Here is a 16,223-nt window from a genome sequence, read left to right on the forward strand (position 1 = left end):
CATGCAAATATAGCAATATCGCTACATTTTACCATTTTCGATTAAAAATTTCGGAAAGCACAAAGGCATTGCGGAGTTGGTTGGCATCGGTTAATAATGCTGCTATGGGATGCTGTACCTCTGTGGCTATTTCCTTATTGACTTTGGGCGAACCGACGGCAGGCGGCGGTGTCTGAGGTTTAGTCAAACGGTTTGGTTTGGGGGTCGCAACCGGCGGCGGTGTCTGCTGATACTTATCGTCGTATGAAAACTGTTTTTCCAGCGATACCGGCTCAATGTTTTTTTTATTGCGGTTTTTTCTGTCTTCTATGCTTTCTTCTGCGGGCGGCTGCGGCAACTGCTCCTGAATTTTGGTTTCCAGTTCTTTTAACAACTCCTCAAAACTGACTTTGGTCGGCGGCTTCTGGGGCTTTGCCGGTTGTTCTTGCGAAGGCATTGTGCCGGGGCGTCGGGTTTGCTGTTGTTTAATGTTTTTATTGCTGCTGTAAATAAAATAGATGATGGCGGCAATAATGGATACGATAATTTTACCAAAATCTTCCATATGTGAGGCTCAGTGTCTGACAAATATACTGATTCGGTCGGCGATTGGCAATAACAGGGGGCAGTTTCTTGGCTGTCATTTTTCGTGCAAAAACTCCCCGAGCAGCAGTCCTGCCGATGTGGTGTTTAACGGACGAATCCCCAATTGCAACGCGGGGGATGTATCGGTTATGTGGCCGTCTTGGTTCAACAGCGGGTCAGTAAGGAGGCTGCCTGTTTCGCAGCGCATTTGCCATTCGGCAAATGGGATGTTTTGTATGCTGCCCGATGGCAAGCGGTGCTGTACGGGTAAAGTGCCGTTGAAATGCCAAATGTTGTTGTAAGTTTTGATGAATGACTGTTCCGGCGATAAAGAGCTGTGCAGTACGTAGGCAAATGTGCGTTTTGCAGTAGGGTCGGAGATGATGTTCATGGAAAACTCATCATCTGAAAGTGAGTCGCTGCCTGCCCACAGGTGCAACTCGGAACTGCCCAGCCATATGTTATTAGTTATCTTACGTTTCTTGCCTGCCGAAAACGAGAGTCCGGCCCGCATGAACTGATTGCCCGTAATGTTGAAATTTTGTATACCTTCCATTAACCACACGGCGAAAGCGCTGCTTGTTGCCGTACTGGCAATCAGGTTGTTTTCAATGGTGGCAAAATTTGTTTGCGACGCAATTGGGCGGAGTGAGAGGTAGGCATGTTCACCGGCGTAGGCCATGACGGCGGCCTTTTGCCGAACAGATAAGCCGAAATCGGTAATATGGTTGCCTGTAACTTGATGGCTGCCCAACAGGTTGTCGGCAAAGCAAATGGCCGCCGATGATAAATGACGGAAGTCGTTGTTTTGAATCCGAATGTTTTGGGCAGTGCTGATACAAATAGCGGCTGATTGATAGATTTTTTCGCCTGTTTGCAACACGCGGTTATTGACAATACCGATATCGGCAGGGTAGTTTCTTTGCGAACCTGTCAATTGTTTGCTGTTGCCTGTCAGGTAAATGGCGTTGTTGCCGATGGCTTGAAAATCATTGCCGAAAATGGTGTGGCGGCGGTTGTAGTCTTTTACCAGGATGGCATTGCCTCCTATGCTTCGGAACCGGCAGTTGGCGATAATGATTTGCTCGGCACCTTCTATCTGGAAAGCGGCGCTGTTTGTGGTAGCCCAATTGCTTACGCCCATCTGCTCGAATGTGTTGAAACTGCTGGGTGTGGTAGCATAAAATTCTATCCCTACAAATGCCAAGTTGCGCACAGGGTCTTTGTCGGTTCCGCGAATTTGAATCAATGAAGAAAGGACGGGAATATCGGCTGTTGCCTTGTTGATATCGGTATTGGCGGGGGGCATGTACGACAACATTTTGGCCGATACGTTATAGTGCCATTCGCCCGTCATATCGAGCTCTTCGGCCATATTTTCCACAAAATAGGTGCAGCCTGTTGTTACCTCGGGTTGCATGGTTTGAAATCCGCCGTTTCCCAATATGTAAGTTTGTTTTTCGGCATTAAAGTCGTTTATCTGATACATCAGGTTGGCATTGCCGCTTTTATCCATGATGTTTAAGATACCCGAACCTGCACGCAGCCATTTTTTAATCGGCAAGTGGTTCGCACTGATGCGCATTGCACTGTCCGTGAACACATAGGCACTGTCTAAAACAAATTGTTCTCGGGTGCTGTTCAGTGTGTCTCGGTTTGGGTAGCGTGCCATTGGTTGGGGCTTGCCATTGATAAGCAACTGATAAATATTGCTGATGCGCGGGTTGTTGAAAGCAAGATAATAAGTGCGGTTGTCGCGAGTTTCCCATACGGGCTTCAGCCGAATGCCGCCGCTGATAATGACACGCTCGCCCGGGTAGGCCGCATAGGTAATGCGTGTTTGGCCGAAGGAGTCATCGTCGGTAGTAAATACAAGCGGTTCGTTGAGTTCGTAAATTCCTTCGCGAATGAAGATGACCACATGCCGCCTGAACTGCCAGCGTGAGTTGCGAATAAAATTTTTGGCAAATTGTAAAGTTTTAAAGGGGGTGCTAATAGTACCTCCCGGTAATTTGTCTATGCCATTGGCAGCACTGACGTAGAAATAAATAGCGTCTTTTTCGGGTAAAACGGAGTAAGTATTGGTCTTAGTTTGCGCCCAAGAGCGCGGTGAAAGTGCGACTGAAACAATTAGGGTACAGGCAAGAAAACAAAAAAATATTGGCTTCATACACATAAGCGATACGAAGCCAATATAAAACAATTTGTAAGATTTATTCGCTTTCTTCAGATTTTTTCTCAGGGCGCATCTGCGGGAAAAACAGCACGTCTTGAATAGACGGCTGGTTGGTCATAATCATGGCAAGGCGGTCTATACCAATACCTAAACCTGCGGTTGGCGGCATTCCGTATTCCAATGCGCGGAGGAAGTCCTCGTCCAGTACCATTGCTTCGCTGTCGCCGCGTTTGCCAAGTTCTAACTGCTCTTCAAATCGCTGACGTTGGTCTATCGGGTCGTTGAGCTCAGAGAAGGCATTGCAAATCTCTTTGGCGTTGCAGATTGCCTCAAAGCGTTCTACAAGCCCGGGCTTGCTGCGGTGCTTTTTCGCCAGCGGCGACATCTCAATCGGATAGTCGGTAATGAAAGTCGGCTGAATCAGTTTTGGCTCGCAGTGTGTGCCGAAAATTTCATCAATCAGTTTACCTTTGCCCATCGTATCGTCTATGTGTACGTGCAGTTCGCGGGCGGTTTTGCGCAGCGCTGCCTCGTCCATCTCCGAAATATCAATGCCTGTGAAGTGCTGAATGGCTTCAAACATGGTGAATCGCTTCCACGGGCGTTTGAAGTTGATGATGTGTTCGCCTACCTGCACTTCGGTTGTGCCGTGTAAATCTAAGGCGACTTTTTCTATCATCTCTTCCACCAGATTCATCATCCACTCGTAGTCTTTGTAGGCTACGTAGAGTTCAATCATCGTAAACTCGGGGTTGTGGAAGCGGCTCATGCCTTCGTTGCGGAAGTCTTTGGCAAACTCATATACGCCGTCATAACCGCCTACAATCAGGCGTTTGAGGTACAGTTCGTTGGCAATGCGCAAATAGAGCGGCATGTCCAGCGTATTGTGGAAAGTTTTGAACGGGCGCGCCGATGCTCCGCCGTAGATGGGTTGCAAAATAGGCGTTTCTACTTCTAAATAGCCTTTATTGTTCAAAAATTCGCGCATGGAGCCGATGAGGCGGCTGCGTTTGCGGAATACTTCGCGCACTTCGGGGTTGATGACTAAGTCGGCATAGCGGCGACGATAACGGAATTCTTGGTCGGTAACGGCATCATATACGTTGCCTTCCTCATCCTTTTTAACAATCGGCAGTGGCTTGAGCGATTTGGCAAGCAGTTTCAGCTCGGTAACGTGCACGCTGATTTCGCCGGTTTGGGTAGTAAAAACGTACCCTTTGATGCCTACAAAGTCGCCGATGTCCAACAGTTTTTTGAATACGGTGTTATACAGCGTTTTGTCTTCGCCGGGGCAGATATCGTCGCGGCGCACGTAAATCTGGATGCGGCCTGTGGTATCCTGCAACTCGGCAAAGGAGGCGTTGCCCATGATGCGGAAGCTCATCAGCCTGCCCGCCATGGAAATATCTTTATAGTCGGTTTTGAAACGTTCGTAGTTCTCCTTTATGTCTTTGGCATATGCATTGACCTCAAATAAGTCTGCCGGATAGGGGTCAATGCCTAACTGCATCAATTGCTCTCTTTTCTGACGACGCTGGAGTTCCTGTTCGTTCAAATGTTGCATGGTTGAGAAATTAAAGGTGCAAAGTTAATGGAAATCAACAAAAAACCCTGCCTCTAATGGTTAGGGCAGGGTCATCAGATTATCAGGCCGATACGCAACCGATTAATTCATCATCATGCGCATCATACCGCCTCTGCCGGGCTGGAAGTTGTTGGCCGGATTCAATGCTTTGTTCAGTGAATAGGTGAAAGAAACCATCACAAAGCGTCCTAAATTGTTTACAACGGTTTGTTGCAGGTAGTTCACGTCGGCCTGCTGGCTGATGCCAAGGCTTTTGTCGAGGAAGTTATTAACCGCAACTTTGAGCTCGCCTGCGCCTTTCAGAAATACTTTGGAAACAGAGGTGTTCAGCAAAGGCAGCGACTGACGGAAATCGGTGGTGCGGCTGGTAAACAGGAAGTAGTCATAGTCCACGTTCAAACGGAAGTCCAAAGGCAGCACTACGTTCATTTCCGCACCGTAGGTTTGGTTGAGGAAGTTCTGTTCGTTGGACTGATTAGCAGAAGTTGTGCGGTCAAAAGTGGTGCGCTGTTGGTTCAGGTTGGTTGTCAGCGCAATGTCAAACTTATCGCTTGGGCGGAACTCATAGCGCACATCGCCTACTAATGTGCGACCGTAAGCATAGGTGCTTTCATTGTTCAGCAAGTTGATGGAGCGATTGCCGCCTGCTCTGCCGCTCAAATTCAGGCGGCTTTTGATGGGCTTAATAGGGAATCCGAAGTTCATGTTGGCAGAAGCATTCAGGAAGTCCGCTACGTTTACCGGCTGCGAAGTGCGTACAAAGCGCTGGTCAATCAACTGGCTGTTTACAATTTTATTAGTGGTGTAGGTGGCGTTGATGCCGCCAAAGAAATTGATGGACGTAAATTGGTCAAAGGTGAAATAGTTGGCGCGGAAACGGTGGTTGTATTCGGGGCGCAAATCAGGATTACCTACATAGATGTTCAACGGGTCGCTGTTGTCCACAATCGGCTGCAATTGGGTAATACTTGGCGCGTTTACGTCTGTGTCATAGTCAAAATTTAGACGCTTGGTGTTGCTGAAATCCACGTTCAAACGGGCAGAAGGCAACAGGTTATTAAACGTTTTGTTGATAGATGTGCCTCGTGTTACCAAATTGCCGCGCAGGTCAGAGTTTTGGTAGTTCAAGCCCATGGTCAGGTTAATTTTCTGCTTGGTGTAGCGGAAGTTTGCCCCCATGCGCTGATACAGGAAGTTATTGTCAAACTCGTTGGTCAGGTTTTGGTTGACGGTGCGCTCGCCGTTGGCGATGTCAAATACTTTCTGGTCAGACTTATTCACCGTATTGCGGATGTTATAGTTCAACTCCAAGTACTTCCTTCTGCCGATGGGTTCGGTGTAGCTCAGGTTGCCGCCGTAGGTGTCGGTCATCGTGTTGCGCGTGTTCACCTGATTGATGTTGTCGGTGCGAATCAGCTCGCCTGTTTGCGGATTGAAAAATCTGTTCACAGCCTTCAATTCGCCTTCGCTGTTGTTGCGGTTCATGTTGAAGGTCAGCGTTGCCGACATTGTACGGCCGCGTTTGGCAAAACGATGGCGATAAAGTACTTCGTTGTTCCAAGTCATGCCCGTACCGGTGTTGATGTTGTCGCGTGTGCCTTCGTTTTGCAGAATACCTGCCGCATTGAAAGTCTGGTTAGAACTGATGGTGCGGAAGTCGTTGTTGTTTTGCGACAGCACAACGTTGTAACGGATAGTATTCACCGAATCTATTTTATGGTCTAAAGTTGCATTGAGGCGGTGAGAGGTTGTCTGGTTGTTCTGGCGGCTATCCTGTGCGCTGCTGAAATTACCGGTTGGCAGAAAGTTAATCTGATTAGTCTGCTGGGTTAAACGGTGTGTCAAATCGCTGAAAAAGTAACTGCCGTTGATTTCAGTGTTTTTGTTGAACGTGTGGTTAAAGTTAATACCACCCGCCCAGTTAGTCATAATGCCGTTGGGTCTGCCGCCAAAATTGACCGGAACGCCGCGCGTATTGCCGCCGCCGCCACGGAAAACAGCACCGCCGCCACCGCTTCTGCCCGAAAATCCGAAATATTCGGCAGGTGAAAAGCCTTGTTGGTTGATGTTATTGCCCATTCCCAAGAACGACAATTGCGTGGTTTTGCTGAATCGGTTGTAGCTCGCTTTGGTTTCATAGCGGAACTCATCTTGCGAATCAACGCCGGCTCCGGCAGTGAAATTGCCAAAACCGCCATTGCTGAACTCTTCTTTCAATTCTAAATTGATGGTTTTTTCGCGCGTACCGTCATCTATACCCGAAAATTGCGCTTGGTCAGACTTGCGGTCAAAAACCTGAATTTTTTCAATGGCTTTGGCAGGCAGGTTGCGGGTAGCCAGTTTGGCATCCTGTCCGAAAAAGTTTTTGCCGTTGATGGTAACGCGCTGAACGTCTTCGCCTTGTACCTTAATGCTGCCATCTTTGTCCACCTGAACCCCGGGCAGGCGTTTGAGGAGGTCTTCCACCGCCGCGTTGGCCTTGTTGGTTTCAAACGAACTTGCGTTAAACTCCAAGGTGTCCTTTTTGATAGTAACAGGGTCGCGCTCGCCTTTGATAACCACTTCGCTCAGTTGGCGGGCTTTAATCTGCATGATAATAGTTCCCAAATCCTGTGTGCCGCCTGCGGCTGTAACGGGCTTCATGTAATTCTGATACCCGGTATAGGTGATTTTCAGGATGTAGTTGCCGTTGGCTACATTGCGAAGCATAAATTCGCCGTTTACGTCGGTTCGGCCGAAAGTTGCTAAAGCAGAGTCTTTGGTATGGAGCAACATCACCGTAGCAATAGGCAAGGAAGTATTGGTTGAATCCATCACCTTGCCTTTAAAGGTCGTTTGTGCCCACGAAGCAAGGCTCATCGTGATAAAGCTAAGAAGTAATACAAATTTTTTCATGGTTGAAAATTTTCTTTGACACACACAAAAGTACGGCACAAACCACACACCATGCGTTAATGCGTCTTTAAGCAATGTTAATCAACCTTAATAGATTTCGTGGCTAATTTAAATCGGCCTGTATTTCATAGCTTTGCGCATATTTTTCCATTGTCAAAACAGATGAATAAAAAAATTGTCAAAGTAGGAGACATTGCCTGCGGCGCACCTGAACTTTTCCTGATTTCAGGCCCTTGTGTGATTGAAGACGAAAGCACGATGATGCGCACGGCTGAAAAACTGCGCGAGGTATCGGAGCGCGTGAACATTCCGGTAATTTTTAAGTCTTCCTTTATGAAAGACAATCGCAGCAGTTTAGACTACTACATCGGCCCCGGGCTGGACGAAGGCCTGAAAATGCTGCAAAAAATTAAAGAGCAGTTCGGCTTTCCCGTACTTTCCGACGTGCACTACCCCGACCAGTGCGCTGCTGCCGCCGAAGTGTTGGATGTTATCCAGATTCCCGCCTATTTGTGTATGCAAACCACGCTTATAGTAGCTGCCGCCAAAACAGGCAAAGTAGTAAACATTAAGCACGGTCAGTTTCTTGCCCCTGAAAATATGGCCAAACCTGCCCAAAAGTGTGTGGATAGCGGCAACGACCAGATTATCCTCACCGAACGCGGCTATACCTTCGGCTATAACGACCTGATTGTAGACCCTCGCAGCTTTTACCACATGAACCGCACAGGCTTCCCCGTAGTGTTTGATATTACGCACTCCATCCGCAAGTATGGCATTCCAAGCGCTGATGCCAAAGGTGGTGCCAGAGAGTTTATTCCGGTGCTTTCCCGCGCGGGAGTAGCGGCAGGCGTGGACGGCGTATTTATTGAAACACACCCCGAGCCTGCCAAAGCGCTTTGCGATGCGGCCAGCCAGTTGTGCGTATATGATTTGGAGGAGTTCCTCAAACCCATTCTGGAATTGCACGCCGTAGAGGTAAAATACAGAGGATAGTTTTAAAACCAAGTTAAGCAGGTGGGCAGATTAACGCATTCTTTTTTACCGCAGAGTGCGCAAAGGTTTAACCGCAGTGTACACAAAGAAAAAATTCATCATAAAAACACTCAGCGGCTATTGGCGTAATACTCAGCGGGCTTTGCGGTAAATTTGAAAGCTCATTTCAAATTGCTCAACTGTTTATCAGACCCGCGCTGCGGATTGACAAATGATTATCCGGTCGTTAATTTTGTTGTACGGTTTTTTATTTGTTTAACCTTAACACTATTAACGTTTATGGGAAAAGGAGATAAAAAAACTCGCAGGGGTAAAATTTGGCGCAAGTCTTACGGCAATTCGCGCCGCCCCAACACCAACAATCCGCTACCGGCAAAAAGCTCCGGCAAATAGTATTGCGGGAGAATTATTCAAACGCCTTAGATGTATCAGTCTAAGGCGTTTTTTTTATAATCCCCTCGTAGTGGCAATGGTGCATCATGCCGGCAATAGTTTCTTTTTTACGCCCCACAGGATATTGATATGCCAAGGCAGTCGGTTAAAATGGGCAGCATAGAAAGACACCGGCTCTGCTCCGAAACTGCTGTAAAACGCACTGATATTGGCAACTTGCGGGCTTTCAAAATCAAAAATCAGCGGTTGCTCGGCATACTCGCGGAAAAGATAGTCCAATAACAAGGTGCGGCCGTTTTCTTTGCGCGCCGCATCAAATGCCGCATTGAACAGATAAATAATTTTATTGCCGTCAAAAGCGAACAATGCCCCCGCACCCAGATGCCCTTTGGCATTTTTTGCATACAGCAATCGGCATTTGCCGCGCGCCTGCAAAGCGCTGTAAATAGCCCGCAGCCATTTGTACGTTCGCGGGTGAATGCCGCCCGCAATTTTGCGCTCGGCACTTCGCCTAAACATCAAAATCAGCGGCTCTATGTTATGCCCCTCGATAATTTGCAGGCCGGCTTTTTCTGCACGTTTTAGGTTCATTACCCGGTCGGCGGTGTAATGGTTTCTAATGTGCTCATAGTCAGTAGTAAGCGAGAGGTGATGGGTTTGCTGCGGATGAAAAATGATATCGGCAAAATCGGGGCTTGCTTGCCGTTCTTCGTCCAGCAACCACTCGGTCAGTGCCTGCGAGTTATACACGTTGAACGGATAATGTGCCGCATAGGAATAAGAACCCAGCCCCAGCCGACAAAACGACTCGAGGATATCGGGGGTAACCTGCCCCTCGCGCATGAATACGCCCAACTGCTGTGTAAACAAAGGTTGCCACAAGTAGCGGAAAGTAAACCTTTTCCGTGCCGGCAAAGGCATTACCGCCTCATAGCGCCCCATCCGTTCGTGCACAACCGCATCCCAGCGCGGCGATACAATATCCAGATACCATGAAAATGCGTACAGCGTCCGTTGAGGCGACTCCGCGATGCACTCGTCCCAGTCCCTTTTGTTGATTTGCCAATGCGGAACAAATCGGTACATAGCTCTTGGATGTTTTCGTCAAATTAAAAAAAAGTTCCTCAGATATTCCTTTCTTTTACAAACATTCAACAAAATGGAAAGTCGGTTTAAAAAAAAGTGTTGGATATTACAAAATAATGACTTTATGATTAAGTTTGCACATACCCCTTCAACTAATAAAAAAATAGCAAGCCTTGCCGGATTTGGCTGAAAATTTGCAGTCCACGCAAGGCTAATTGTGTCTAAAATGGCAGCTATTACCTTATGGCATTGAGTGAAGTGTACGCAAATAAAGAGGGACACACCGATTCGCAGGAGGATGTACGTCTTTTGGCAGAGGTAGGTAAAAAAATCATCGCCGAGCTCGACGTAGAGCGGGTTATCGAGGTGGTTTTTGAAAACCTTTCGCTGCTGATGGATGTAGCGGTTTTTGATATAGGCATCTATAACGAAAAACTGCATCAGCTCGAATTTCCGGGCGGTATAGAAGAAGGAGAAAAACTCCCTTTCCATACCTATTCAACCATTACCGACAAGCATCGGTTGGCGGTTCATTGCTTTTTGAACCAGCAGGAAATTTATATCAACGATTTTTATAAAGAATACAACAACTACATCCCCGATGCCCCCGTACCGCAGCCGATTTTAGGCAAAAATTCCAACTCTATCATCTACCTGCCGTTGGTATGTAAAAACCAAACCATCGGCACAATTACGGTACAAAGCTTTCAACTCAATGCCTATACCCCCTATCACGTAGGGCTTTTGCGCAATTTGGCGGTTTATATAGCCATTGCGATGGAAAATGCCTCTAACTACGATGAAATAGAGCAGCAGAAAGAACTGATAGAAATGCAAAACCGCGTGCTAAATGAGCAAAAAAGTGCCATTGAGCAAGCCTATCAGAACATTCAGTTGCTCGGCGAAATGGGGCAGAACATTACCGCCAGCTTAGACAGCGAAACCATTGTCAATTGCATTCATGCGAACCTCAACACCCTGATGGATGCCACCATTTTCTGGATTGGCATTTACGATGAGGCGCGTTCGTGCCTGAAATTTGTAGGCGGTAAAGAGCGCGATGAGGTATTGCCGTACTTTGAACTCCCACTGACCGAAATAGACCGATTGGCGGTTCATTGCTTCACTCACAAAGTTGAAATCCATATCAACGACCATGAGAACGAGTACCATAAATACGTGCGGGTTTACAAACCGCCTATTGTGGGAGAAATGCCGCAGTCTATCATCTATTTGCCACTGCTTGTTAAAGAAAAAGCCATCGGCGTAATCACCGTTCAGGCATTCCAGAAAAACGCCTACACTACCAATCACGTTAATCTATTGCGCAATTTGGCGGTTTATGCAGCCATTGCGTTGGAAAACGCCACCGCCTACGACGAAATAGAAAACCAAAAAGAACTGATTGAACAAGCCTACCAAAATATCCAGTTGCTGGGGCAGTTAGGCCAACAAATTACTTCCAGCCTTGATATTGAGACAGTTACCGAACGCATCCACCAGAGTTTGAATACGCTTATGGATGCATCCGTATTCTGGATTGGCACTTACAACCCCCAAAAACACGTACTTGAGTTTATCGGCGGTAAAGAGCGCGGACATACGCTTCCCTACTTTGAGTTAGACATGAGCGATGAGAACCGCTTGGCAGCCTATTGTTTCAACAACAAGGCCGAAGTATGGCTCAACGATTACCCCAACGAGTACCACAAATACATCAAACAATTTACCGGCGCTATTTTGGGCGATATTCCGCTTTCCATCATCTACATGCCCCTGATGGCAAAAGATGAGTGTATCGGAGCGGTTACGGTGCAAAGTTTCCAGAAAAACGCTTACAGCCAAAATCACGTTCATTTATTACGCTCTTTGGCGGCTTATATTTCCATTGCAGTAGAAAACGCAAGCCTCTATCAGGAAATGGAGAAAAAGGTAGAGGAGCGCACCATGGAAGTTGTCAAGCAAAAGGAGGAACTTGAGGAAATCAATGCGCAAATAGAGAAGGCCTACCAAAACGTGAAACTGCTCGGCGAAATTGGTTTGCAGATTACCACAGAGCTTTCTACGGATAAAATCATAGAAAAAGTTTACGAAAACGTAAACGCCCTGATGGATGCGGCGGCCTTTGCCATCGGTATTTTGGGTGAATCGCGCGCCAGAATTGAGTTCCGCGGCGCAATGGAACGCGGCAGCAAACTACCTACGTTTTACCACTCCATGAGCGATGATAAACGCTTTTCGGTTTGGGCTATCAAAAACCGAAAAGAGGTGCTCATCAACGACTACCCCAAAGAATACAACAAATACGTTAAGGAAGTAAAGCCCCCTGAAGCAGGGGAAGACCCCGAATCTATGATTTACTTGCCGCTTATCAGCAAAGATGTGGTAATCGGGGTAATCACTGTGCAAAGTTTCCGCAAAAATGCCTACGATGAATATTCGCTGAACATTTTGCGAAGCCTTGCCGTATTTGCTGCCAACGCCATAGAAAATGCCGAGGCATATCGTAAAATTGAGGCACAAAACGAAGACATCCGCCGTACAAACGATAAAATGACGGCAAGCATTAACTATGCCCGCCGTATCCAGCAGGCAATGCTGCCCGACAGAGCCGCTATTCAGGCAGTACTGCCCAATTCATTCATCCTGTTTCGCCCGCGCGATATTGTCAGCGGCGACTTCTACTGGTTCCTCGAAAAGGACGGCAAAATATTTATTGCTGCCGTTGATTGCACAGGTCATGGCGTTCCCGGCGCATTTATGAGCATGATTGGCAACGACTTCCTCAATGAGATAGTGTCATTGCTCGATATAGAATCGCCTGACCTGATTTTGAATGAGTTGCACAAGCATGTGCGCCGTGCCTTAAAACAAGCCGAAACCGACAACCGCGACGGTATGGACGTTGCACTTTGTGTAATAGACCCGAAACGTCGGGTATTGGAGTTTGCAGGTGCTAAAAATCCGTTGATTTACATTCGCCACGACCAGCCACAGGTAATACATCACATCAAAGGTGATAAAGTACCTATCGGGGGGATGCAAAAAGAAGACGACCGTTGTTTTACCAAGCATGTGATTCCGATAAAATCAACCACTTCATTCTACATTTTCTCCGATGGTTTGCAAGACCAATTTGGCGGCGAGCAGGGTATGAAATACTCTATCAGCAGGCTCAAGCGATTCTTTGCCGACCACTACCAACTGCCTATGGAGCAGCAGCGCCGCGAACTGCGTTCGGAAATGATGGATTGGATGCAACACGAGCGCCAGATAGACGATATTCTGGTTATCGGCTTTAAAATTGACTAAACTACCCTGATTGACCGATGTTTTGCAAAGGTTCGGTAGTTAAGGCACATTGAAGCCATAGTTGCCGCAAGGCCTTGAACAGAGGGGCTGTATATGAACAAACAACTATGAAAATGAAGACTATGCACAGCGAAGTACTGCTGAAAGTAGCAGGCATTACCCTTACTCGTCTTACTCACCTGCCGTGTCTGAAAATTTCCTACGAAGGTTACAATACCGATGAAGAGTTTATGGAGTTTCATCGGAAAACCTACGAAATCTATCGGGAAATGCGGAAAACCGAAAATCAGTTGTTCTTTTTCACGGATTTCAGCCGTTCGGAAGCAGTTTCTTTAAGTGCCATTGAATGGTTCAACCGCGAATTAATACCTCTTTACGCAACCTCCGGCCGCTTTCGAGGTGCGCTGATTATTTCTACCGACCCGTTCAACCGCATCAGTATGGAGGAATACATTCAGGGCGCAATCAAGGCAGTTATGCAAATGCCCGATGCACATCTGATAGATGCCCGACAAAAAGTATTTGAAGACGAAGCCTCCGCATTGGCGTGGTTGGAAAAACAAATGATTCGATAGTCAGCGAATAATATGCGCTTGTGGGCAACGGTTGTAATGCACATAAAGACTATGGCGTTAAATTAGTATAAAACAATGACAACACACAGCGAAACACTACTGAAAGTGGCCGGAATGACACTTACTTACATCAACCGACCACCCTGCCTCAGACTCCGCCATGTAGGCTACAATACAGATGAGGAATTCATGGAATTTCAGCGGAAAACTTATGAAATCTTCATGCAGATGCGACAGACGCAGCCTAAACTCACCTTATTGATTGATTTCAGTGAATCTGAGGTAGTGTCATTGGCAACTGTTGAACTGTTCAACAGAGAGTTGATTCCTTTGTATACCCGCTCCGGCCGCTTCCGTGGTGCACTGCTTGCTTCTTCCGACCCATTCAATCGTATCAGTGTAGAAGAGTATATACAGGGTGCTATCAAAACCGTCATGCAAATGCCTGATGCGCACATGGTAGATGCCAAACAAAAAATATTTGAAGACGAAGCCTCTGCATTGGCGTGGTTAGAAAAACAAATGATTTGATAATCAGTGGTTTACTTGTTGTATGTTGCGGGCAAAAGCCGGTTTGATACACGTAATTGAGCAGATTGAAGCGCAATACATATGCACGCTGTTTCCGATGGATGATGCCGTTGCGCGTCGCCGTTGCGCGTCGCCGTTGATATACACAAACCTGACAGGTTTATAATACCTTTCAGGTTTAAATGCTTGTTTTTCAACAATTTACGCGAAAAAGTTTCTAAAGAATCACTTGCGCTTTTGTATAACATGAATGCGCAACGATGCAGATGCTCATACAAACCAAGCCACGTCATCCATATTAAAAACGCAAAAATTTGCTTGCTTACTTAAGTTACAAATAAAACGCCCGTCGTGCGGTATATTTGCAACATTACAGAGTGGGACTTTAACCAAAAACACCATGTCTTTCGGAATTTTTCAAGTACCGCCGCCTGCCAACGAGCCCGTAAAAAGTTACGCACCGGGTTCGCCCGAAAAGCAGGCACTTAAAGCCGCCATTGCCGATATGCGCAGCCGCACCGTTGATATCCCGATGTATATCGGTGGTGAGAAAATTTATACCGATAAAAAACATCGCCTTGCCCCTCCGCATGACCACCGCCACACACTCGGCTACTTTTCGGTAGGCGACAAAGGGCATGTAGAGCAAGCCATTAACGCAGCACTGGGTGCAAAAGAAATGTGGGCAGCCATGCCGTGGGAGCATCGCGCGGCCATTTTCCTCAAAGCAGCCGACCTGATTGCAGGGCCTTATCGCGCCAAACTGAACGCCGCCACCATGCTGGGGCAGTCTAAAAATGTATTTCAGGCAGAAATTGACTCTGCATGTGAAATCATTGACTTTTTGCGCTTCAACGTGCATTTCATGCAGGAAATTTACCGCCAGCAGGTAGCCAGTGCCCCCGGCATATGGAACAGACTGGAACACAGACCATTGGAAGGCTTCATTTTTGCCGTTACGCCTTTCAACTTTACGGCTATTGCGGGTAATTTGCCTACTGCACCTGCCATGATGGGCAATACTATCGTATGGAAACCTGCCTTCACACAGATTTACTCTGCTAATGTGCTCATGGAAGTCTTCCGCGAAGCAGGCGTACCCGATGGCGTTATCAACCTGATTTACGTAGATGGCCCGGAAGCAGGCGAAGTGGTATTTAAACACCCTGATTTTGCGGGTCTGCACTTTACGGGCAGCACGGGCGTATTCCGCCACCTGTGGCAAACCATTGGCAACAACCTGCCGATTTACAAAAGCTACCCGCGCATTGTAGGCGAAACAGGCGGTAAGGACTTTGTTGTGGCGCATAAATCTGCCGACGCAAAGGCAGTGGCTACGGCACTTGTTCGCGGCGCATTTGAGTATCAGGGACAGAAATGTTCAGCGGCCTCCCGTGCCTACATCCCATCTAACTTGTGGGAAGAAGTGAAAAATTACATGATTGCCGACTTGGAAAGTATGCGCATGGGCGGCACGGAAGATTTCCGCAACTTTATCAATGCCGTTATTGACGAAAAAGCCTTTGATAAAATTGCAGGCTACATTGAGCAAGCCAAAAAAGATGCAGGTGTTGAATTAGTTTGGGGTGGCAACTGCGATAAATCCGTCGGTTATTTTATCCAACCTACCATCCTGAAAGTAGAAGACAACCAATACCGCACGATGGTGGAAGAAATCTTTGGCCCTGTACTGACGGTCTATGTCTATCAACCCGAACTGTTTGAGGAAGTACTGGAACTGACCGACCAAACCTCACCTTATGCGCTCACGGGCAGCATTTTTGCACAAGACAGATACGCCATAGAACTTGCATCGCGCAAACTGCAAAATGCAGCAGGTAATTTCTACATCAACGACAAACCAACGGGTGCAGTAGTTGGCCAGCAGCCTTTCGGCGGTGCACGCGCTTCGGGAACCAACGACAAAGCCGGTGCAATTTACAACCTGTTGCGTTGGGTTTCTACCCGCACCATCAAGGAAACCTTTGTTCCACCGACCGACTATCGCTATCCATTCATGGCAGAGGAATAAGATTGATTGATGCGAAATAAAAATAAACCGTAGCATATTTTTGATGTGCTACGGTTTTTATTATGTGAGGTCGTTTTA

Annotated in this window: 11 protein-coding genes; 6 read left to right on the plus strand and 5 right to left on the minus strand. The window is 47.2% G+C overall.

What is annotated here, in order from left to right:
• Positions 1-28: 28 nt before the first annotated feature.
• The 4 genes from NDK19_RS06360 to NDK19_RS06375 form a co-directional block, all read right to left on the minus strand.
• A complete protein-coding gene (locus NDK19_RS06360; RefSeq protein ID WP_250631023.1) occupies positions 29-544 on the minus strand; it encodes a hypothetical protein in 516 nt (171 codons plus the stop codon).
• 75 nt (positions 545-619) lie between these two features.
• Positions 620-2,734: a right-handed parallel beta-helix repeat-containing protein gene (locus tag NDK19_RS06365; RefSeq protein ID WP_250631024.1), complete on the minus strand. Its 2,115-nt coding sequence runs from the start codon at positions 2,732-2,734 to the stop codon at positions 620-622.
• A 43-nt stretch (positions 2,735-2,777) separates the two neighbouring features.
• Positions 2,778-4,304 carry a lysine--tRNA ligase gene (gene lysS, locus NDK19_RS06370; RefSeq protein WP_250631025.1) on the minus strand — a complete coding sequence of 509 codons (1,527 nt, stop codon included), beginning with the start codon at positions 4,302-4,304 and terminating at the stop codon, positions 2,778-2,780.
• Between the two features lie 102 nt (positions 4,305-4,406).
• Entirely contained in the window at positions 4,407-7,220 is a 2,814-nt protein-coding gene (locus NDK19_RS06375) for an outer membrane beta-barrel protein (protein ID WP_250631026.1), read from the minus strand.
• 162 nt (positions 7,221-7,382) lie between these two features.
• On the opposite strand from NDK19_RS06375, the gene kdsA reads away from it, so the two are divergent.
• Together kdsA and NDK19_RS06385 are read left to right on the plus strand one after the other, a co-directional pair.
• The gene (gene kdsA, locus NDK19_RS06380) at positions 7,383-8,216 is read left to right on the plus strand and encodes a 3-deoxy-8-phosphooctulonate synthase (RefSeq protein ID WP_250631027.1); all 834 of its coding nucleotides are present in this window, start codon (positions 7,383-7,385) and stop codon (positions 8,214-8,216) included.
• A gap of 279 nt (positions 8,217-8,495) precedes the next feature.
• Positions 8,496-8,609 (plus strand): 30S ribosomal protein THX, encoded by a 114-nt coding sequence (locus tag NDK19_RS06385; RefSeq protein ID WP_250631028.1) that lies wholly within the window; start codon positions 8,496-8,498, stop codon positions 8,607-8,609.
• Between the two features lie 84 nt (positions 8,610-8,693).
• Here the strand turns inward: NDK19_RS06385 and NDK19_RS06390 are convergent, their stop codons facing one another.
• Positions 8,694-9,695, minus strand: a complete 1,002-nt coding sequence (locus NDK19_RS06390) for a GNAT family N-acetyltransferase (RefSeq protein WP_250631029.1) — start codon at positions 9,693-9,695, stop codon at positions 8,694-8,696.
• Between the two features lie 243 nt (positions 9,696-9,938).
• Here NDK19_RS06390 and NDK19_RS06395 point away from each other — a divergent pair, with 243 nt between their 5' ends.
• The 4 genes from NDK19_RS06395 to pruA all read left to right on the plus strand — a co-directional run bounded on the left by NDK19_RS06395 (position 9,939) and on the right by pruA (position 16,145).
• Entirely contained in the window at positions 9,939-13,007 is a 3,069-nt protein-coding gene (locus NDK19_RS06395) for a GAF domain-containing protein (protein WP_250631030.1), read from the plus strand.
• A 107-nt stretch (positions 13,008-13,114) separates the two neighbouring features.
• Positions 13,115-13,582, plus strand: coding sequence for a hypothetical protein (locus NDK19_RS06400; protein ID WP_250631031.1), 468 nt, complete (start codon positions 13,115-13,117; stop codon positions 13,580-13,582).
• Between the two features lie 75 nt (positions 13,583-13,657).
• On the plus strand, positions 13,658-14,113 hold the full coding sequence (locus NDK19_RS06405) for a hypothetical protein (RefSeq protein WP_250631032.1): 456 nt from the start codon (positions 13,658-13,660) through the stop codon (positions 14,111-14,113).
• Positions 14,114-14,513: 400 nt separating this feature from the next.
• Positions 14,514-16,145 (plus strand): L-glutamate gamma-semialdehyde dehydrogenase, encoded by a 1,632-nt coding sequence (pruA, locus tag NDK19_RS06410; protein WP_250631033.1) that lies wholly within the window; start codon positions 14,514-14,516, stop codon positions 16,143-16,145.
• Positions 16,146-16,223 lie beyond the last annotated feature (78 nt).

Source organism: Rhodoflexus caldus (assembly GCF_021206925.1).
GTDB lineage: Bacteria > Bacteroidota > Bacteroidia > Cytophagales > Thermoflexibacteraceae > Rhodoflexus > Rhodoflexus caldus.

Excerpts from the sequence above, each read along its gene's own strand:
- NDK19_RS06360 (WP_250631023.1), bottom strand. The coding sequence starts at position 544 with ATGGAAGATTTTGGTAAAATTATCGTATCCATTATTGCCGCCATCATC.
- NDK19_RS06365 (WP_250631024.1), bottom strand. The coding sequence starts at position 2,734 with ATGAAGCCAATATTTTTTTGTTTTCTTGCCTGTACCCTAATTGTTTCA.
- lysS (WP_250631025.1), bottom strand. The coding sequence starts at position 4,304 with ATGCAACATTTGAACGAACAGGAACTCCAGCGTCGTCAGAAAAGAGAG.
- NDK19_RS06375 (WP_250631026.1), bottom strand. The coding sequence starts at position 7,220 with ATGAAAAAATTTGTATTACTTCTTAGCTTTATCACGATGAGCCTTGCT.
- kdsA (WP_250631027.1), top strand. The coding sequence starts at position 7,383 with ATGAATAAAAAAATTGTCAAAGTAGGAGACATTGCCTGCGGCGCACCT.
- NDK19_RS06385 (WP_250631028.1), top strand. The coding sequence starts at position 8,496 with ATGGGAAAAGGAGATAAAAAAACTCGCAGGGGTAAAATTTGGCGCAAG.
- NDK19_RS06390 (WP_250631029.1), bottom strand. The coding sequence starts at position 9,695 with ATGTACCGATTTGTTCCGCATTGGCAAATCAACAAAAGGGACTGGGAC.
- NDK19_RS06395 (WP_250631030.1), top strand. The coding sequence starts at position 9,939 with ATGGCATTGAGTGAAGTGTACGCAAATAAAGAGGGACACACCGATTCG.
- NDK19_RS06400 (WP_250631031.1), top strand. The coding sequence starts at position 13,115 with ATGAAAATGAAGACTATGCACAGCGAAGTACTGCTGAAAGTAGCAGGC.
- NDK19_RS06405 (WP_250631032.1), top strand. The coding sequence starts at position 13,658 with ATGACAACACACAGCGAAACACTACTGAAAGTGGCCGGAATGACACTT.
- pruA (WP_250631033.1), top strand. The coding sequence starts at position 14,514 with ATGTCTTTCGGAATTTTTCAAGTACCGCCGCCTGCCAACGAGCCCGTA.